Origin of the sequence: Delftia acidovorans NBRC 14950 (assembly GCF_001598795.1) — a bacterium.
Lineage (GTDB): Bacteria > Pseudomonadota > Gammaproteobacteria > Burkholderiales > Burkholderiaceae_C > Comamonas > Comamonas acidovorans.
In genome coordinates this window covers 48,613-67,502 of sequence record NZ_BCZP01000015.1, presented here as the reverse complement: position 1 = coordinate 67,502, position 18,890 = coordinate 48,613, and the positions used below count along the sequence as shown (strand labels likewise).

19 protein-coding genes are annotated in these 18,890 nt (G+C 68.0%); 6 read left to right on the top strand and 13 right to left on the bottom strand.

Features of this window, described 5'->3' with window-relative positions; translation table 11 throughout:
- Positions 1-130: 130 nt before the first annotated feature.
- Together lplT and DA1_RS19055 are read left to right on the top strand one after the other, a co-directional pair.
- On the top strand, positions 131-1,432 hold the full coding sequence (gene lplT, locus DA1_RS19060; protein WP_034397807.1) for a lysophospholipid transporter LplT: 1,302 nt from the start codon (positions 131-133) through the stop codon (positions 1,430-1,432).
- Between the two features lie 201 nt (positions 1,433-1,633).
- Positions 1,634-2,533: a DMT family transporter gene (locus tag DA1_RS19055; RefSeq protein WP_034397804.1), complete on the top strand. Its 900-nt coding sequence runs from the start codon at positions 1,634-1,636 to the stop codon at positions 2,531-2,533.
- Between the two features lie 27 nt (positions 2,534-2,560).
- Here the strand turns inward: DA1_RS19055 and DA1_RS19050 are convergent, their stop codons facing one another.
- From DA1_RS19050 to glcE, 5 genes are all read right to left on the bottom strand, one after another.
- Entirely contained in the window at positions 2,561-3,079 is a 519-nt protein-coding gene (locus DA1_RS19050; RefSeq protein WP_013800183.1) for an AmiS/UreI family transporter, read from the bottom strand.
- 320 nt (positions 3,080-3,399) lie between these two features.
- Positions 3,400-4,266 carry a ProQ/FinO family protein gene (locus DA1_RS19045; protein WP_034397802.1) on the bottom strand — a complete coding sequence of 289 codons (867 nt, stop codon included), beginning with the start codon at positions 4,264-4,266 and terminating at the stop codon, positions 3,400-3,402.
- 84 nt (positions 4,267-4,350) lie between these two features.
- Positions 4,351-5,601, bottom strand: coding sequence for a glycolate oxidase subunit GlcF (gene glcF, locus DA1_RS19040; protein ID WP_034399085.1), 1,251 nt, complete (start codon positions 5,599-5,601; stop codon positions 4,351-4,353).
- Between the two features lie 61 nt (positions 5,602-5,662).
- Positions 5,663-6,445: a YoaK family protein gene (locus DA1_RS19035; RefSeq protein ID WP_012202244.1), complete on the bottom strand. Its 783-nt coding sequence runs from the start codon at positions 6,443-6,445 to the stop codon at positions 5,663-5,665.
- 25 nt (positions 6,446-6,470) lie between these two features.
- Positions 6,471-7,625 (bottom strand): glycolate oxidase subunit GlcE, encoded by a 1,155-nt coding sequence (glcE, locus tag DA1_RS19030; protein WP_034397799.1) that lies wholly within the window; start codon positions 7,623-7,625, stop codon positions 6,471-6,473.
- 38 nt (positions 7,626-7,663) lie between these two features.
- On the opposite strand from glcE, the gene DA1_RS30555 reads away from it, so the two are divergent.
- On the top strand, positions 7,664-7,801 hold the full coding sequence (locus DA1_RS30555; RefSeq protein WP_155294336.1) for a hypothetical protein: 138 nt from the start codon (positions 7,664-7,666) through the stop codon (positions 7,799-7,801).
- 16 nt (positions 7,802-7,817) lie between these two features.
- Here DA1_RS30555 and amt read toward each other — a convergent pair whose 3' ends face one another.
- The 3 genes from amt to DA1_RS19015 are packed head-to-tail and all read right to left on the bottom strand — an operon-like array spanning position 7,818 to position 10,316.
- A complete protein-coding gene (amt, locus tag DA1_RS19025; protein WP_170962109.1) occupies positions 7,818-9,191 on the bottom strand; it encodes an ammonium transporter in 1,374 nt (457 codons plus the stop codon).
- A 31-nt stretch (positions 9,192-9,222) separates the two neighbouring features.
- Positions 9,223-9,561: a P-II family nitrogen regulator gene (locus tag DA1_RS19020; RefSeq protein WP_012202241.1), complete on the bottom strand. Its 339-nt coding sequence runs from the start codon at positions 9,559-9,561 to the stop codon at positions 9,223-9,225.
- Between the two features lie 23 nt (positions 9,562-9,584).
- Complete coding sequence (locus DA1_RS19015) at positions 9,585-10,316, bottom strand: TorF family putative porin (protein ID WP_013800176.1); 732 nt, start codon at positions 10,314-10,316, stop codon at positions 9,585-9,587.
- A 495-nt stretch (positions 10,317-10,811) separates the two neighbouring features.
- On the opposite strand from DA1_RS19015, the gene DA1_RS19010 reads away from it, so the two are divergent.
- A complete protein-coding gene (locus DA1_RS19010; protein WP_034399082.1) occupies positions 10,812-11,330 on the top strand; it encodes a DUF2165 family protein in 519 nt (172 codons plus the stop codon).
- Between the two features lie 34 nt (positions 11,331-11,364).
- On the opposite strand, the gene DA1_RS19005 is transcribed toward DA1_RS19010, so the two are convergent.
- Both DA1_RS19005 and DA1_RS19000 read right to left on the bottom strand, forming a co-directional pair.
- Positions 11,365-12,693 carry a sulfatase family protein gene (locus DA1_RS19005; protein WP_034397797.1) on the bottom strand — a complete coding sequence of 443 codons (1,329 nt, stop codon included), beginning with the start codon at positions 12,691-12,693 and terminating at the stop codon, positions 11,365-11,367.
- Positions 12,694-12,778: 85 nt separating this feature from the next.
- Positions 12,779-13,756, bottom strand: coding sequence for a tripartite tricarboxylate transporter substrate binding protein (locus DA1_RS19000; protein WP_034397794.1), 978 nt, complete (start codon positions 13,754-13,756; stop codon positions 12,779-12,781).
- Positions 13,757-13,858: 102 nt separating this feature from the next.
- Between DA1_RS19000 and DA1_RS18995 the strand changes: the two genes are divergently transcribed.
- Positions 13,859-14,374, top strand: coding sequence for a MarR family winged helix-turn-helix transcriptional regulator (locus DA1_RS18995; protein ID WP_034397793.1), 516 nt, complete (start codon positions 13,859-13,861; stop codon positions 14,372-14,374).
- Positions 14,375-14,432: 58 nt separating this feature from the next.
- Complete coding sequence (locus DA1_RS18990) at positions 14,433-15,416, top strand: alpha/beta hydrolase (RefSeq protein WP_034397791.1); 984 nt, start codon at positions 14,433-14,435, stop codon at positions 15,414-15,416.
- Positions 15,417-15,429: 13 nt separating this feature from the next.
- On the opposite strand, the gene aldA is transcribed toward DA1_RS18990, so the two are convergent.
- Genes aldA through rhmD form a run of 3 tightly spaced genes read right to left on the bottom strand, consistent with a single transcriptional unit; the run spans position 15,430 to position 18,879 of the window.
- The gene (aldA, locus tag DA1_RS18985; RefSeq protein ID WP_034397789.1) at positions 15,430-16,863 is read right to left on the bottom strand and encodes an aldehyde dehydrogenase; all 1,434 of its coding nucleotides are present in this window, start codon (positions 16,861-16,863) and stop codon (positions 15,430-15,432) included.
- 16 nt (positions 16,864-16,879) lie between these two features.
- Complete coding sequence (locus DA1_RS18980; RefSeq protein ID WP_034399079.1) at positions 16,880-17,680, bottom strand: HpcH/HpaI aldolase family protein; 801 nt, start codon at positions 17,678-17,680, stop codon at positions 16,880-16,882.
- Positions 17,681-17,691: 11 nt separating this feature from the next.
- Positions 17,692-18,879 carry an L-rhamnonate dehydratase gene (gene rhmD / locus DA1_RS18975; protein WP_034397787.1) on the bottom strand — a complete coding sequence of 396 codons (1,188 nt, stop codon included), beginning with the start codon at positions 18,877-18,879 and terminating at the stop codon, positions 17,692-17,694.
- Between the last annotated feature and the right edge of the window lie 11 nt (positions 18,880-18,890).

Below are 18,890 nucleotides of genomic sequence, written 5' to 3'. Positions count from 1 at the left end.
TTCACTCAGTCAGAAGCTTGGGATTCTGGCACTGCCAGCCAAAGGCCGCGTGATATAACCGCCAGTCACTTGCCACGGGGTCCTTATTTAACTGGTCAGCAGCCCTGCAGCTGACCCCATCTGCCTATCCATGAAGCGCGGTTTCTACACCATCATGTCAGCGCAGTTCTTCAGCTCGCTGGCAGACAACGCCCTGTTCGTGACCGCCGTGGAACTGCTGCGCACCAATGGCGCCCCCGAGTGGCAGCGCGCCGCCCTGGTGCCCATGTTCGCGCTGTTCTACGTGATCCTGGCCCCCTTCGTCGGCGCCTTTGCCGACGCCCTGCCCAAGGGGCGGGTGATGTTCATCAGCAATGCGATCAAGATCGTGGGCTGCCTGATGATGCTGTTCGGCAACCACCCGCTGCTGGCCTACGCCGTGGTGGGCCTGGGCGCAGCGGCCTACTCGCCGGCCAAGTACGGCATCCTCACCGAATTGCTGCCCGCCTCCCAGCTGGTCAAGGCCAATGGCTGGATCGAGGGGCTGACCATCACTTCCATCATCCTGGGCGTGCTCGTGGGCGGACAGTTGCTGAGCCCGGGCATCTCGGCCCATCTGCTGGACTTCGATCTGCCCTGGATAGATACCGGCGTGGACACGGCCGCCGAAGCGGCGATTGCCGTGCTGGTCGGCGTCTATGCGCTGGCCGCCTGGTTCAACCTGCGCATTCCGCTGACCGACACCATCCTGCGCCCGCTGCGCCAGGACCCCAGCAAGAGCCTGCTGGCCAACACCCTGGCCCTGCTGCCCGACTTCTGGACCTGCAGCCAGCGGCTGTGGGGGGACAAGCTGGGCCAGATCTCGCTGTCCACGACCACGCTGTTCTGGGGCGTGTCGGGCAACCTGCGCTACATCGTGCTGGCCTGGGGCGCGGCGGCTCTGGGCTACGGCACCTCCCAGGCATCGGCCCTGGTGGGCGTGGTGGCCATCGGCACGGCCGCAGGCGCCATCCTCGCGTCCATGCGCATGCGGCTGGACAACGCCACGCGCGTGATTCCGCTGGGCATCACCATGGGCCTGCTGGTGATCGCCATGATCTTCATCAAGAGCGTGTGGGTGGCCATTCCCTTCCTGATCCTGCTGGGCGGCCTGGGCGGCTTCCTGGTCGTGCCCATGAATGCGCTGCTGCAGCACCGCGGCCACAACCTCATGGGCGCGGGCCGCTCGATTGCCGTGCAGAACTTCAACGAGCAGGCCTGCATCCTGGCGCTGGGCGCCTTCTATGCGCTGTCCACCAAGTTCGGACTGTCGGCTTTCGGCGCCATCACGGTGTTCGGCCTGGTGGTGGCCGGCATCATGTGGCTGATCGGCCGCTGGCACGTCAGCAACGTGCGCAACCATCCCGAGGAAGTCGAGCGCCTGCTGGTGATTGCCCGCAAGGATTGCCATTGAGACTACCCCCTGAAGCGCTTCGCGCCTTCCCCCAGGGGGGGGGACGACACCCTCGCGGCGGGGCGGCCCTGGCTCGGTGTCTCTCGCTTTGGGCCTCGCCAGTTCCATAGGGCGCTATCGATTGATAGGCCTGGTCTAAATGGTCTTCTCGTATTGTGTTCGGTGCGGGCTTTGCCTGACCGGGCACTTTTTCGTGGTTTTATGCATAGCCCGCTCCCCGTTCTCGCCCTGCTGTTCAACACCCTGGTCTGGGGTCTGGCCTGGTGGCCGTTTCGCGCCATGCACGAGGCTGGCCTGCATCCGCTGTGGGCCACGGCGCTGATGTATGCCCTGGTGCTGGCGGGGCTGGTGGCGCTGCGCCCGGCCAGCCTGCGCCAGGCGCTGCAGTACCCGGCGCTGATCCTGCTGGGCGCCTGCGCGGGCAGCAACAACATCGCCTTCAACTGGGCCGTGACCATTGGCGATGTGGTGCGCGTGGTGCTGCTGTTCTATCTGATGCCGGCGTGGTCAGTGCTGCTGGCCTGGAAGATCCTGGGCGAGCGGCCCACGCCGGCCGCGCTGACGCGGCTGCTGCTGGCCTTCGGCGGGGTGGCGCTGGTGCTGGTGCCCGAGGGCACATTCAGCGGCGGCTCGCCCGGGCTGCTGCGCGGTTTGTCGCTGGCCGACGGCCTGGCACTGTTCGGCGGCTTTACCTTTGCGCTGACCAACGTGCTGCTGCGCCGCCTGCAGGCCGTGCCGGCGCAGGCGCGCATGCTGGCCATGTTCAGCGGCTGCATGGCCATGGGGCTGGCCAGCGCCTTCGCGGGCAGCAGCGTGGGGCTGGTGCCGCCCATGCCTGCGCCGCAGGCTGGCTGGATGCTGATTGCCGCCGGCCTGGCCGTGCTGCTGATGCTGGGCAACTGGGCGCTGCAGTTCGGCGCCGCGCGCCTGCCGGCCGGCGTGACCGCCGTGGTCATGCTGGCCGAGGTGGTGTTCGCCAGCGTCTCCTCGGTGTTGATTGCAGGCGAGGTGCTGACGCCGCGCACGCTGCTGGGCGGCGCCTGCATCATCGCGGCCGCGCTGCTGTCTGCACTGGCGCATGCACGGCGGCGTGGGGCTTGACGCCCTGCCCGTACTCACGCTGCGCAATCAGCCCGTGAGCTGCCCCGCCAGCAGCAGGTAGCCCGGCAGCCAGCCCGTGAGCACGCCCTGCGCAATGCACAGGGCGCCCGTCACGCGGCCGATGTTGCGGCCCAGGGCCAGCAGCACGAAGAACATGGCCCACAGCACGGCCCAGGCCGCCCAGTTGGCCGCCATCCACCAGTCGATGGCGGTGCGCGCGCCCAGCAGGGTGTCGATGGCCACGGGCACGGCGGTGATGGCCACGAACAGGCTGAACCAGCCCAGGCCCCGGCCATCGGCGCCCGTGAAGCGGTTGATGGCCACCCACAGGTAGGTGAAGGCGAACAGCAGGGTCAGCGCGCCGGTCTTGACCGAAGCCGCATCAGGCTCGGGCCCGAAGGCGGAGGCCAGGCCGATGATCAGCGAGACCAGGCCCGCGAACACGTTGATGACCCAGATCTCCCGGTCGGCGATGCGCCCCAGCATCCACAGGCCGTTCAGGCACAGCACGGCGCCCACGTAGAACAACGACAAACCCAGCCACATCGCAAGTCTCCTTTTGCTTTTTTGCTTTGAAGTGCCTTGCGCGCCGTGTTCATTTCCCGGAACGAGCGCGCACGGCAAGGCGCCGCCGCCCCGTGGCCGGGTGCAGCGGCGTCCGTGAAACAGTTCATCCCCGGGCCCGCCCCTGGTGGGCATCTGCGTGCTGGCGGAAGGGTCCGCTGCAGAGATGCCGCCTGTGATCCAGGGCAGGTGCACCGGCGCGGCCCTTGCCGGGCACGCGGCGGTGGAGTGTGCCGGCAGGCGGTGCTGCCGGTCTTTGGCGCCGGTCCTTGGTGCCGGTCCTTGGTGCCGGTCCTTGTGCCTCAGGCCGCCTGCGTCTGCAGGCGGCGGCGGGCGCGTTCCAGCTGCTGCGCCACCTGGCGCGGGTTCATGCCGTACATGTCGGCAAAGCCGGCTTCGGAGGTCTGGCCGCTGGCCTCGAAGGCGCGCAGCAGCGCCTCGTCGCGTGCGGTGCGCGCATCGGCCTCGGCCAGTGCCTCGGCCACCAGGGTGTTGGTGGCCTCGTCACGGCCCTGCACACGCGCCGCGTAGTCGTCGCGCGACAGGCCCGATGCCTCGTAGGCCGCGATGATGCGGTTGCGCAGCTTGGGCGCCAGGTCTTCGGGCGAGCGGTGCTGACGGCGGCGGAAGACTTCGATCAGCGCATGGTGCACATGCTCGGGCGCCATGGCCTCGACCGACTGGCCCTGCAGGTCATGCCGGGCCTGGCCGCTGGCCACCACGGTGAGGTAGCGGCTCGAGCGCGTGTGCTGGGACAGGGCCAGCTTGAGCTGGTCGCGGTCAATGGCTTCAGGATGGGCGGCCAGCAGGTCTTCGAAGATGCCGCGCTTGAGCGGCAGCGGCTGCTCGCCAAACAGGTTCGGATGCCATTGGGCCAGTTGCGCCAGCAGCGGGTGCTGGGTGCGCACGGGCCTGGAAGCGTTGGCCTCGGCACTGGCGGCCGTGCCGGATGCGGCATCGGCGGCAGGCTCGGTGGCCTTGCCCTTGTTGCGGCCACGTCCGCCACGGCGCGAGCGCTTGCGGCCCTGGCCATCGGCGCTGGCTGCAGCCTGCGGCTCGGTGCCGGCAGCGGCGTCCGCCGGCAGCGCGGCGCTCTGTTCTTGCGGTTCAGACACGGATTCAGTCATGGCGGAGCACGTGGGCTTGGAGAAAACGAAACCCCGCATCATGCCAGCATTGCAAAGGCTTGCGCGGGCATAGGCCCCACGGCGTCGCGCTGGAGGCACAGATGCGCAGTCGGTACGCGGTGGGTCTCAGGCCAGCAGGGCCTCGTCCAGCACCTCTATCCAGTGGCGCACGGGCAGGTCCGTGCCGTTTTGCAGGTGGACGATGCAGCCCATGTTGGCCGAGAGGATGGCGGCGGGCCGCCGGGCATCGAAGCCTTCGGTCAGCGCACCGATCTTGCGGTCGCGCAACTGGTGCGAGAGTTCGGGCTGCAGCACCGAGTAGGTTCCCGCCGAGCCGCAGCACAGGTGCGATTCGGTGCGCGCCACGCGCAGCTCGAAGCCCAGCCTGGCCAGATGGGTTTCCACGCCGCCGCGCAGCTTTTGCCCATGCTGCAGCGTGCAGGGCGGGTGGTAGGCCATGGGCGCGGCCGGTGCGCGCACCCTGCCCTGCAGGCGCTCGGCAAGCTCGGGCAGGAGTTCGGGCAACAGCTCACTCAGGTCGCGCGTGAGGGCGCTGATGCGGGCTGCCTTGTCCGCGTACTGCGCATCGTCCTTGAGCAGATGGCCGTATTCCTTGACGGTGACGCCGCAGCCCGAGGCATTCATGACAATGGCCTCCACCGCGCCGCTGTCCACCTGCGGCCACCAGGCGTCGATATTGGCGCGCATCTGCGCCTTGCCGCCTTCCTGGTCGTTGAGGTGGAATTTCACGGCGCCGCAGCAACCGGCCTTGGGCGCGATCACGGTCTGTATGCCGGCCGCATCCAGCACGCGCGCGGTGGCGAAGTTGATGCGCGGCATCATGGCCGGCTGCACGCATCCGGCCAGCAGCAGCACCTTGCGCACATGCTCGCGCACGGGCCAGGCGCCGGCATCCTGGGGCTGGGGCACTTTCTCGGCCAGGACTTCGGGCAGCAGGCCGCGCACGGCCTGGCCCAGCTTCAGGGCCGGGGCGAACAGCGGCGAGTTCAGCCCCTCCTTGAGCGCCCAGCGCCTGGCGCGCTCGCCGAAGGGGCGCGGCACCTGTTCCTCGACGATCTTGCGGCCTATGTCCACCAGGTGGCCGTACTGCACGCCGCTGGGGCAGGTACTTTCGCAGTTGCGGCAGGTCAGGCAGCGGTCCAGATGCTGCTGGGTGGCGCGCGTGGGCGTCTCGCCCTCCAGCACCTGCTTGATCAGGTAGATGCGGCCACGCGGCCCGTCCAGCTCGTCGCCCAGCAATTGGTAGGTCGGGCAGGTGGCCGTGCAAAAGCCGCAGTGCACGCACTTGCGCAGAATGGCTTCGGCCTCCTGGCCCTCGGGCGTGGCGCGGTACTGGGGTGCGAGTTGGGTCTGCATGGTGGGGCTCTTGTTGTATGGGTATCGGGGAACGGTCAGGCACGGCAGCCGGACGCGGCGGTCACGCGCGAGGCGCGGCCCGCCGGCCCAGCAGCAGGGGCAGCCGCGCACGGTCGGCCCACAGCGGCGGCAGGGACAGCAGGCACAGCACCACGGCCAGCGGCACGACGAACACAAAGCCCAGGTGCCGGAAACCCAGCGCACCCGCAATGCCGCCCAGCAGGAACATGGACAGCAGCCCTGCGAACAGCCGCAGCCGCACATGGTTGGCGTGGACCCTGTGCTCGGGCGGGCTGCCGTGGCGATTCCAGTAGAGGGCTCGACCCAGCTCCATGCCCAGGTCCGTTATCACGCCCGTCATGTGTGTAGTGCGGATCTGCGAGGACGACATCTTGGTCACCGTGGCGTTCTGCAACCCCATGATGAAGGACAGCAGCAGCACGGCCAGCGGCACGGCGAACGGCGTGGGCCAGGCCAGCATGGCCGCGCCCAGCACGCCGAAGAGCAGCATCAGCGCGGCTTCCAGCAGCAGCGGCAGCGCATAGCTGCTGCGCAGCCGGTGGTGGCGCGCCCAGTTGACCAGCAGCGATGTCGCGGCCGCGCCGCACAGAAAGGCCAGCAGCGCGCCGCAGGCACTGAGCACCAGCGCCGTATTGCCCAGCACGAGGTTGTCGGCCAGCAGCGAGACAAAGCCCGTCATGTGCGAGGTATAGGAGTGCACCAGCAAAAAGCCGCCCGCATTCACCGCACCCGCGTTGAAGGCCAGCAGCAGGCCCAGCGTGCGGTTGCTGGCCACCGTGCGGTGCCGGTCCGTGAGCAGGTGCAGGTGGTGGCGCATGCGCATGGGCGGAGCCAGGCGTTGGCCCGGCCTACCAGGCGGCGGCCAGCCGGCCGCGGTTGAAGATGCCCGCAGGATCGAAGGCCTGCTTGAGCCGCGCATGCAGCGCGGCCGTGGCGTCGGCCGCCTGGGCGTCGAAATCGGGCTCGGCGCCGGGCTGGTCTGCGGCCTCGGAGCGGAACAAGGTGGCCGATCCGCCCGCTGCTTTTGCCAGCGCGCGCAGCGCATGGCCCAGCGCACGCGGCGCCTGTACCCAGCGCAGTGCGCCGTGCCATTCGATCAGCGGCCCCGTGCAGCCGTCCGGCAGCGCCAGTACCGGAGCCGTCTGCGGCACGGACAGGCGCCACAGCGCATGGCCCGGCGCGCGTGCGGTGAACCAGGGCAGCTGCTGCTCGCGGCAGGCCTGCCAGTCGGCAGCGACATGCACAGGGTCCATGCGCTGCACACGCTCGCCACCCAGGCGCTCGCAGGCCGCCTGCACGGCGGCACGTGCGCCGCGCAGGCGCAGGTACAGCACGCCCTGGGCTGCGCCCTCCTCCTGCAGCCAGCAACTGGCATTGAGCGGCAGCGGCTGCCCGCCCCAGGCATTGAGCCAGTCCAGCGCCTGCTGCTGAGTGCATTCGAAGCGCAGCGTGGCCTCGGCCGGCGCCACGGGCAGCACCTTGAGGCTGACCTCGGTGATCAGGCCCAGCGCGCCCCAGGAGCCCGCCATCAGCCGCGAGACGTCGTAGCCCGCCACGTTCTTCATGACCTGCCCGCCGTAGCGCAGCAGCTCGCCCTGGCCGTTGATCATCTCCAGCCCCAGCACGAAGTCACGCACGGCGCCCACGCTGGCACGCGAAGGCCCGGACAGGCCGCTGGCCACCATGCCGCCCACGGTGGCGTTGCGGCTGTCTCCATCGAAATGCGGAGGCTCGAAGGCCAGGCACTGGCCCTGTGCCGCGAGCAGGGCCTCGACCTCGGCCAGCGGCGTGCCGGCGCGCACGGTCACGACCAGCTCGCTGGGCTCATAGCTGACCACGCCGGCCAGCGCCCGCGTGTCCAGCAGCTCGCCCTGCAGGGCCAGGCCGTGAAAATCCTTGGTGCCGCCGCCGCGTATGCGCAGCGGCGTGGCGTCGGCCGCAGCAGCGCGCACGCGCTGGGCGATCTGGAGGAGGTGGCTTTGGGCTGAATCCATGGCCTGCATCGTAGCGGCTGGGCCCTTTTGCGCCTCGGTACGGACCCGTGAATTTTTTGAACGGTGTGCTTGAAGTTCTGCGGGCGGCGCAAAACAGCCGGGACGAAAAAGCAAAGACGCTATCTCTGCAGCGGCTCCAAAGCAAAAAAGGCCCCGGTGCAAGCACCGAGGCCAATCCGCAATGAACTCCCTGAAAACCGATCAGCGGTAGTACGCCACCTCGCCGTGCGTGGTGATGTCCAGGCCCTGGCGTTCGGACTCTTCGCTGACGCGCAGGCCGACGACCAGGTCGCAGATCTTGTAGGAGATGCCAGCCACCACGCCAGACCAGACGATGGTCAGCAGCACGCTCTTGACCTGCACCCACACTTGATGACCCATGTTGAAGTCTGCGGGCTCGATGCCGCCCAGGCTGGAGGCGCAGAACACGCCGGTCAGGATGGCACCCAGGATGCCGCCCACACCGTGCACGCCGAACACGTCGCAGACATCATCGACCTTGAGCAGCTTCTTGAGGCCCGACACACCCCACAGGCAGACGGGACCGGCGATCAGGCCCATGACGATGGCGCCCATGGGGCCCACGAGGCCGGCCGCCGGGGTGATGACCACCAGGCCGCCCACGGCGCCCGAGGCGGCGCCCAGCATCGAGGCCTTGCCCTTGTGCAGGGCTTCGGCGGCCAGCCAGGAGATGGTGGCAGCGCCCGTGGCGACGATGGTGTTGATGAAGGCCAGGCCGGCAATGCCGTTGGCAGCGCCTGCCGAGCCGGCGTTGAAGCCGAACCAGCCGACCCACAGCAGCGAGGCACCGACCATGGTCAGCGTCAGGCTGTGCGGAGGCAGTGCCTCGCGGCCGAAGCCGATGCGCTTGCCCAGCATGTAGGAGCCCACCAGACCGGCGATACCGGCGTTGATGTGCACCACGGTGCCGCCGGCGAAGTCCAGCGCGCCGTCCTTGCCCAGCAGGCCGCCGCCCCAGACCATGTGGGCCATGGGGATGTAGCTGAAGGTGAACCACAGCACCGAGAACAGGATCACGGCCGAGAACTTGATGCGCTCGGCGAAGGCGCCGACGATCAGGGCCACGGTGATGGCGGCGAACGTGGACTGGAAGGCCACGAACACGTACTCGGGAATGGTCGGCAGCGCGCCGGCCAGCGTGTCGGGCGCGATGCCCTTGAGGAAGATCTTGCTGAAGCCGCCGAAGAAGTTGCCTTCGCCCGCAAAGGTCAGCGAGTAGCCGTAGACGGCCCACAGCAGCGTGATCAGCGAGAAGATCACGAACACTTGGCAGAGCACGGACAGCATGTTCTTCGTGCGCACCAGGCCGCCGTAGAACAGTGCCAGGCCCGGGATCACCATCAGGATCACCAGCATGGTCGAGGTCAGCATCCAGGCCGTGTCACCGGCGCTGAGTGCGGGGGCCGGCGCCTCGGCTGCGGCCGCGGCGGCGGGGGCAGCTGCAGCGGCCGCATCGGCAACGGCTGCAGCGGCGGCGGGCTCCTGTGCCAGGGCAGCGGCGCCTGCGGCCAGCAGGCCCAGCCCCAGGCCCATGGAAAGAAGTCGTTTGGTCATGGCAGTCTTTCGGGAAACGAGGGGTTGAAACTCACAGTGCGCTGTCGCCGGTCTCGCCGGTACGGATGCGGACGGCCTGCTCGATGGGCAGCACGAAGATCTTGCCGTCACCGATCTTGCCGGTGCGCGCAGCGGCCTCGATGGCATCGATCACCTGGTCCACCAGCGCATCGGGCACGGCGGCCTCCAGGCGCAGCTTGGGCAGGAAATCGACCACGTATTCCGCGCCGCGATACAGCTCGGTATGGCCCTTTTGGCGGCCGAAGCCCTTGACTTCGGTCACGGTGATGCCCTGCACGCCGATGTCGGAGAGCGCCTCGCGCACCTCGTCGAGCTTGAAGGGCTTGATGATGGCGGTCACCAGTTTCATGATGCTTTGCTCCTCAGGTCCGGTTACAGGGTCTTGGTCAGCGTCACGATCAGGCGCGCCTTGTTGACGTCACCGAAGTACGACTTCTTGTTCGCACCCGTCACGGCCGCGCCCAGCGACACGCCGTCGCCGAAATCGTAGGCGCCGCCCACGCTGTAGTCCATATAGTTGGGCACGCCCAGGCCCTTGATGTCGCTGGCAAAGCGGGTGAAGCCCAGCGATGCCTTGACCGTCACCTTGGGCATCACTTCCTGGGTGAAGCCCAGCCACAGGTAGCCGGTGTTGCGACCCGACAGTCCCGAGCCGGCCTTCTCGCCAGCCCAGCCGAAGTAGTCCTTGGACACGGTGTGCGAGTACTTGGCCGTGAACGGTCCATAGGTGGCCGCGCCATACAGCTCGGTGGTGTTGCCACTGGAATTGCCCGAGTACAGGTACTGCAGCGCGCCGAAGTCCAGGTCCACCTCGCCGGCCTTGAACTTGTAGCCGCCGTAGAAATCGGTTTCCAGCGAATTGCGGGGGAGCCAGTCCACGCTGGAGTTCCAGTTGCCGATGTACCAGCCGCTGTCGCCGAAGGTGTAGTCGAAACCGCCTTGCAGGGCAGGCTTGACGGCCTTGTTGCGTCCCGTGTCCTGGTCCTGGCCACGGAACTTGTAGTTCGTGGTCAGCGACACATTGGCTGTGAGCTGGGCGTGGGCCCAGAGCGGAGCGATGGCGACACAGGCGATGGCGAGCGACTTGAGGCTGGCACGGGACATGGGATCCTCCGGTTTGAAAAATTTCGTGACAACCGGGTTAAGCACGGACCGTGCCAGTCTTTTTTGCTCGGTGGTGCGCCTTCCGACTCACCAATGCGGCACCGCAGCATCCTCGCATGCACCGGCTTTGTGCAGAAATTCTGCACCGTTACGGTGATAGCGGTCGCTCACATGGCTGCAATGGCGTATTGCACCAAAACAGTGCAGCCAGATCCGATGTGCTTGCCGGCAGCGCCAGATTGACGCGCATCAATGCCACCCCCCACAATTGCGGCTCCCTCCTGGCGTGGCACTCGATCCAGTTGGTGTGGGCGTTTCCCAGACGCACTGCCGGCTTCAGGTTTTCCAGTCCCGATCTCCGCGCCTTCGTGCGTCCGCACGTCTGTTTGCCAGCCCCCACCACGGCTGGCGTCATCCCCTGTCTACGGGTCGCCTCCATGCGTGCCGGTGCGCCGGCATGCAGGCCTGCGCGCGCCCGCCCATACGGAGTTCCTCATGTTTATTCGCCTGTCCAAATCCGCCATGGTGCTTGCCATGGCCTTTTCCGCGTCCCTGGTCGCCTTCGGCAACATCACCGACTACGCAACCAACTTCGCCTTCGTGCACCACGTCTTCCTGATGGACACGACCTTCCCCGGCAACGGGATCATGTACCGCGCCATCCAGACGCCCTGGGTGCACCATGCGGGCTATATCGGCATCATTGCACTGGAGACGACGACCGCCGTCCTGTGCTGGATCGGCGGCTGGCGGCTGCTGCAGGCGCGACAGGCCGGCACCCGGGCCTTCCGCGCCGCGAAGTCATGGGCGGTGGCGGGGCTGACCCTGGGCTTTCTGACCTGGCAGGTCGGCTTCATGTCCGTGGGCGGCGAGTGGTTCGGCATGTGGATGTCCAAGCAGTGGAATGGCGTGCCCGATGCCTTCCGCTTCTTCATCACGCTGCTGCTGGTGCTGGTCTATTTGACGATGGACAACGACGCCATCCAGGAAGAAGACAAGGCGGCGCAAGGCTGAGCACCACCTACTTGCTGCCTGCGCCGTCCGGGCCTCAGAAGGTGGCCGAAGGCAGATCCTGCCGACTGAACACCAGCGACACCTTGGCTTCTTCCGGAATGGGCGGCAGTGAAGCATCCCATTGCTGCCAGGCCTGGCGCAGTTCAGCCAGGCGCTGGGGCTCGCGGTCGCGCAGGTTGGCGCGTTCGCGCGGGTCCTGGGCCACGTTGAAGAGGTATTCCACGCCTTCGATCTGCAGGTATTTCCAGTCACCGCGCACCAGGGCGCGCTGGGCACGGTGCTTCATGCGCCAGCACAGGTCGCGCTCGGGGTTCCAGGTGCCGTCTTCCATCAGGGGCAGCAGGCTGATGCCGTCCAGCGGGTAGTCGGCGTGGCCGTGCACGCCGGCGGCGGCCAGGAAGGTGGCTGACCAGTCCATGGTGAGATTGGGCGTATCGCTGACGATGCCCGACGGCATGCGCTCGGGCCAGCGCGCCACCAGGGGCACACGGATGCCGCCTTCGAGCAGGTCCATCTTCTGGCCGATGAAGGGCCAGTTGTTGGAGAAGCGTTCGCCGCCGTTGTCGCTGGTGAAGACGATGAGCGTGTTCTCGGCCATGCCCTTTTTCTCGAGCGCGTCCAGCACCCAGCCAATGCCTTCGTCCATGTGGTGGATCATGCGCTGGTAGGTCTCGATGGTGCCTCCGTCGGTGTGCTTGCCGAAGCCGCCGATGCGCCGCGATTCCTCCAGGTCGTCGCGCGTGAGCCAGGGCCAGTGCGGGGCGCTGTAGTGCAGGGACAGGTAGAAGGGCTTGTCGGCGGTCTGGCGCTCGACGAAGTCCACGGCGCGGCGGCTCAGCAGGTCGGTGAGGTAGCCCTCTTCCTCGTGCGGCTCCTCGTTGATCCAGAAGTCGGGGCGGCCGCGCGGGTCGCAATGGGCGAAGTAGTCGGCGCCGCCTGCGTGAAAGCCGTAGAACTCCTCGTAGCCCGACATGCGCGGGCCGAAATGCGGCGGGTAGCCCAGGTGCCATTTGCCGACCAGGGCGGTGGCGTAGCCGGCGTCGCGCAGCAGCGAGGCCACGGTGGGATGGTCGGGCGGCAGGCCCAGCACCTTGTCGCCGTGGACGCTGGCGATCGGCTCCTCGGCCGCGCCGCGCAGGCGGTACTGCCAGCGGCCCGTGGCCAGGGCAAAGCGCGTGGGCGAGCACACGGCCGAGTTGGAATAGCCGCGCGTGAAGCGCATGCCCTGCGCGGCCATGGCGTCCAGGCGGGGCGAGACATCGGTGGCGCGGCTGTGCGCATCGCGCGCGCCCGTGCAGCCGAGGTCGGCATAGCCGAGGTCATCGGCCAGGATGAAGATCAGATTGGGGCGCTGGGTTGCCATGGGAGCCAGAAGACAGTGGATGCGTTGGGAAAGGGAGTATCGCCAAAACGGCGGTGCCTCAGGGCCACAGGCCCTAGTGGCGGCTTCAGTCGTTGGTCAGGTGGATGCGCTTGACCAGGGCGGCCCACTGCGCGGACTGGCCCTTGGCGCGCGCTTGGGCCTCGGCCACGGTGGAGCCGACCATCTCGATGTCCAGGGCCTTGGCGCGTTCCTTTTGCTCGGGCGCGCGGATGGCCTCGTTCATGGCATCGACAAAGCGCTTTTGCACAGCGGGCGGCACGCCCTTGGGTGCGGCCAGCAGGATCCAGAAGGTGCCGTCGAACTCGGGAAAGCCCGATTCGGCGATGGTCGGCAGCTCGGGCGCCAGCGCCGAGCGCGTCTTGCCCGAGGTGGCCAGGGCGATCAGCTTGCCGCTCTGGACCTGGGGGAAGACCGTGGGGCCAGCCAGGAAGCCGCAGTCCACCTGGCCGCCCAGCAGGTCCTGCATGGCCGGCGCCGGTCCCTTGTAGGGTACGTGGACCATCTTGGCGCCCGAGGTGGCCAGCAGCGATTCCATGACCAGGTGGCCCGGCGAGCCCGCGCCGCCCGAGGCATAGGTCAGCTCGCGCGTCTTGCTGGCGGCCACCATGTCCTTGACGGACTTGAAGCCCGTGCCCGGGCCGCAGACCAGGGTCTGCGAGAAGCGCGCGGCCACGACCAGGGTTTCCAGCGCGTCGGCCTTGTAGCCCATGTTCTTGTAGACATGGGGGTTGACGGTGAGCACTGGGTCCATGGCCCACAGCCAGGTGTAGCCATCGGGCGCGGAGCGCGCGACCTCGGCCGCGCCGATGTTGCCGTTGGCGCCGGGCTTGTTGTCCACGACCACGGCCTGGCCCAGCGCCGCCTGCATGGCGGCGGCCACGGGGCGCAGCGAGATGTCGGACGGGCCGGCCGGCGGATTGGGCACGACGATGCGGATGGGCTTGGCCTTGGGCCATTCCTGGGCCAGGGCGGGCGCCGCGCACAGGCCGGCGGCGACCAAAGCCAGGGCGGCACGCGCCAGGGCTGCGAGGGGGCTGGGCATACTTGTCTCCTTGTCGTTGTCTTGCGGCCAATGTACGCAGGCCGCCGACAATGCATCTAATCCATCATCCCTAGCGTAAACCCGAAACCGGCCCGCGAGTCCATGACCGACCTCCACCGCTGGCGCCACCCCGCCGTGCTCGACGACATGTTCCTCTACCACCTGGCGCGGCTGCAGGCGGCCGCTGGCAGCCGCGTGGTGCGCCTGTGCGAGGGCCGCTACGGCATTACGCGGCGCGAGTGGCGCATGCTCTGCCTGCTGGCCGAGGCCGGGCAGCTGCAGCCCTCGCAGCTGGCCGAGCAGGCGCAACTGGACCGCACGCGCACCTCGCGCGCGGTCACGGCGCTGCTGGCCAAGGGGCTGTTGTGGAAAGAGAGCCAGGTGGGCGATGCGCGCCGCGCGCTGCTGCGCCTGAGCGACACGGGCCGCGCCCTGCATGCCGAGCTGTTCCCGCAGGTGCAGGCCATCAACCGCGAGCTCATGGACGCCGTGCCCGAGCCCGAGCTGCAGGCCATGGCCAGCGCCTTTGCGCGCATCCGCACGCGGGCGCGGGAGCTGGAGGCCAGCAGCCCGCCGCCCAAGGCGCCGCGCAACCGCAAGCGCACGGCTTCGACCTGACAGGGCCGACAGACAAGCATGCTCCAATGGCACGCAGATCAACTCTGCGGCCTTTCCCATGAAAGCTCTACTCCTCGGCCTGGCGGCTGCCATCTGCGCAAGTACCACCATGGCCGCACCGGCCACGGCCGTCCTTGGCGAAAAGCCGCTGCAGGCAACGGGGCCACTTGACCCACTGCGGGGAGTTCTGCTGACGCCGAGCCAAAGCGCGCCGCCGGTCGTACTGATCGTCCCCGGCTCAGGCCCCACTGACCGCAACGGCAACAGCCCGTTCGGCCTCAAAGCCTCGACCTACCAACTGCTCGCACAGGAACTGGCCACCCAGGGCATTGCCACCGTACGCATCGACAAACGTGGCATGTTCGAAAGCTACAAGGCCGTGGAGGACCCCAATGCCGTGACCATCCAGGCCTATGCCGAAGATGTGCACCACTGGGTGGACGCCATCCGCAGCGAGACCGGTGCCCAATGCGTCTGGGTGCTGGGACACAGTGAAGGTGGACTGGTCGCTCTGGAGGCTGGCCAGGGCCGCTCCGATATCTGCGGACTGATATTGGTAGCAGCTCCTGGTCGCCCAATGGGGCAGACGCTTCGGGAACAGCTCAAGGAAGACCCCGCCAATGCACCGATCCTGGACCAGGCGTTACCGGTCATCGATGCTCTGGAAGCAGGCAGGCGCGTGGATACCCGCCAGATGGACAGGCCGCTCAACACCATGTTCCATGCCAGCGTACAAGGCTTTCTCATCAACACCTTCGCGCTGGACCCCGCTCGCCTGATAGCGGGCTATTCCAAACCCGTGCTCATCATTCAAGGTGAGCGCGACCTGCAGATCAAGCCAAAGGATGCTCAGCGTCTGGCCAAGGCTGCACCGAACGCCAAGCTTGTGCTGTTGCCCGCCACCAACCATGTGCTCAAGAAGGTGGAGACCAACGATCGCGCTGCCAATCTTGCAACCTATGACAAGGAGGGGCTGCCGCTAGTGCCCGGGGTTTCCAGCACCATTGCCCGGTTCATAACGTCAGCCACCGTGAAGCGATAGGCGAACCGTTGGCTCACCCCTGCAGGTACACCACATGCGTGTGCGTGTACTCGTACAGGCCGTGCTTGCCGTCGGCCCCGCCCACGCCGGACTTGCGCACGCCCGCATGGAAGCCCTGCATGGCCTCGAAGTTCTCGCGGTTGATGTAGGTCTCGCCGAAGTCGATCTCGCGCATGGCCTGCATGGCCTTGGACAGGTCGCGCGTGTACAGCGACGAGGTCAGGCCGTACTCGCAATCATTGGCCAGGGCGATGGCCTCGTCCAGGTCCTCCACCACCTGGATGGGCAGCACGGGGCCGAAGATTTCCTTGCGCATGATCTCCATGCCGGCATGGCAGCCGGCCAGCACCGTGGGCTGGAAGTGAAAGCCCGCGCCCAGGTCTGCGGCCTGCCCGCCCGTGACCAGTTGCGCGCCGTCGGCGATGGCCTGGCGCACCTTGGCCTGCACGCTGTCCAGGCCCTTTTGGTTGATCAGCGGGCCCATTTCCACGTCGGGCCGCGCAATCGGGTCGCCGTAGCGCGTGGCGGCCATGGCCTGGGCGATGCGGGCCGTGAACTCGTCGGCCACCTGGCGCTGCACGTAGACGCGTTCGGCGCAGTTGCAGACCTGGCCGGTGTTGATGATGCGCGAGTCGCGGATGGCGCGCACGGCCAGGTCCAGGTCGGCATCGGCCAGCACGATGGCCGGGGCCTTGCCGCCCAGCTCCAGGTTGAGCTTGGTGATGTGGGGCGCGGCGGCTGCCGCGATGCGCTCGCCCGTGCCCACGCTGCCCGTGAAGCTGACCATGTCCACGCCCGCATGGCCGGCCAGCGCAGCGCCCGTGCCGCCCTGGCCATAGACCACGTTGAACACGCCGGCCGGCAGCTCGCACTGGGCCAGCAGCTCGGTGAAGGCGTGGCAGTTGATGGGCGTTTCCTCGCTGGGCTTGATGACGATGGTGTTGCCCGTGAGCAGGGCCGGCGCCATCTTGCGGGCGATCAGGAAGAAGGGAAAGTTCCAGGGCAGGATGCCCGCGACCACGCCCAGCGGCTTGCGCAGCAAAAAGATCTGCTCGTTGGCCCGGTCGCTGGTGATGACCTCGCCCTCGATGCGGCGCGCCCATTCGGCCATGTAGTCCAGATAGTCGGCGGTGAAGTTCACCTCCACCTCGGCCAGGCCCAGGACCTTGCCCTGCTCCTCGGTGATGGTGCGGGCAATGCGCGCGGCGTTGTCGCGGATGCGGGCCGCCACGCGGCGCAGGTACTGTGCGCGCTCCACGGCCGGGCGGCGCGCCCAGGCCTTGTGGGCGCCACGCGCGGCGGCAATGGCACGGTCCACATCGGTCTGGCTGGACAGGGGCGAGCGCGCCAGCACCGCGCCCGTGGCGGGGTTGGTCACCTCATGCAGTTCGGCGCTGTCGGTGAAGCTGCCGGCGATGAAATTACGCAGCACAGGAAGGGATGCCATGGAGTTCTCCTTGGTGTCAGTAGGTGCGGGATGCCGAGGTCGGCTGTTCGGTGCCGCGATAGCGGCCCAGGTTGGCCAGCGCAGCCTGGCGCAGCAGGCTGATATCGATGCCCACGGCGATGAAGCGGCAGCCCCAGTCCGCATAGCGGCGCGCATCCTCCTCGCGCGGCGCGAGGATGCCGCAGGCCTTGCCGGCGGCCAGCGTGGCCTCGACGGTACGGCGTATGGCGTCCTGCACCTCGCCCTGGCTGGCGTCGCCCGCATGGCCCATGCCCGTGGACAGGTCGGCCGGGCCGATGAAGACGGCGTCCACGCCATCGACGGCCGCAATCTCGGCCGCATGGGCCACGCCCCGGGGCGATTCGATCTGCACGATCAGGCACAGCTGTTCATGCGCCGTGCGGATGTAGTCGGGCACGGCATCCCAGCGCGTGGCCCGCGTCAGGCCGCCGCCCACGCCGCGCACGCCGTGGGGCGGGTAGCGCATGGCGCGCACCAGTTCGCGCGCCTGTTCGGCCGTCTCCACCATGGGCACCATCAGCGTCTGCACGCCCACGTCCAGCAATTGCTTAATGAGCACGGTGTCGCCCTGCACGGCGCGCACCACCGGGTGCGTGGCGTAGGGCGCCACGGCCTGCAGCTGGCCCAGCAGCGTGGGCACGGTGTTGGGGGCATGCTCGCCGTCGACCAGCATCCAGTCGTAGCCCGTGGTGGCGATGATCTCGGCCGCATAGGGCGTGGCAAAGCCGGCCCAGATGCCGTACAGCGGCTCGGCGCGCCGCAGCGCGGCCTTGAAGGGGTTGGCAGGCAGTTGCATGGCGGGCTCCTTCAGTGCGTGTACGGGCGGTGCAGGGCGCACTCGGGATTGAGCTCCACGCCGAAGCCAGGCCTGTCCAGCGCCGACAGGCGCATGCGGCCGTTGACGGGCACGGGCTCGCCCAGCAGCTGCGGATGGAACATGGGCACGACCTCGTCGGCCTTGGGGGCCATCATCAGGAACTCGGCAAACGGGCTGTTGTGGCGCGTGGCCACGAAGTGGTAGCTGTAGACGCTGGAGCCATGCGGGATGACCAGAGCCTGGTGGGCATCGGCCAGGGCCGAGATCTTGAGCAGCTCGGTGATGCCGCCGCACCAGCCCACGTCGGGCTGGATGATGTCGCAGCAGCCCATCTCCAGCAGCTGGCGAAAGCCCCAGCGCGTGGCCTCGTGCTCGCCCGTGGTCACCAGCATGCCAGTGGGCACGTTCCTGCGCAGGGCCGCGTAGCCCCAGTAGTCGTCGGGCGGCAGGGCTTCCTCGATCCACTTGAGGCCATGGGCCTGCGCACCATGGGCCAGGCGCGTGGCGTAGTTCACGTCCAGGCTCATCCAGCAGTCCAGCATGAGCCAGAAGTCCGGGCCCACGCGCTCGCGCATGGTGGCCAGTTCCTGCAGATTGCGGCGCAGGCCCTCCTCCCCTTCGGCCGGGCCGTGGTGCAGCGGCATCTTGCCGCCGATGAAGCCCATCTTCTGTGCCAGGTCGGGCCGCGCGCCCGTGGCGTAGAACTGCAGCTCGTCGCGCACGGCGCCGCCCAGCAGCTGGTGCACGGGCTCGCCGCGCACCTTGCCCAGCAGGTCCCACAGCGCCAGGTCCACGCCCGAGATGGTGTTGATGACGATGCCCTTGCGGCCGTAGTACAGCGTGGACAGGTACATCTGGTCCCAGATGCGCTCGATGTCGGTCACCCGGGCGCCTTCGAGAAAGCGGGCCAGGTGCTTTTCGACGATGTAGGCCGCAGGCTCGCCGCCCGTGGTCACGGCAAAGCCCACGCGTCCGGCGCTGTCCTCGATCTCCACCACCAGCGTGCCCAGCACGTTGATGCCGAAGCTGCGGCGGCTTTGCCGGTACTCGGGGTACTTGGCCATGGGCGTGGCGATGTGGTCGTCGATCCAGTGGCCGTCGGACTGGTCGTGGTAGTCGGCACCGCCGCCCTTGAGCGTGAAGGCGCGCACCTGCTTGATGGTGGGGATCTGTGTCATGGGATGGCTTT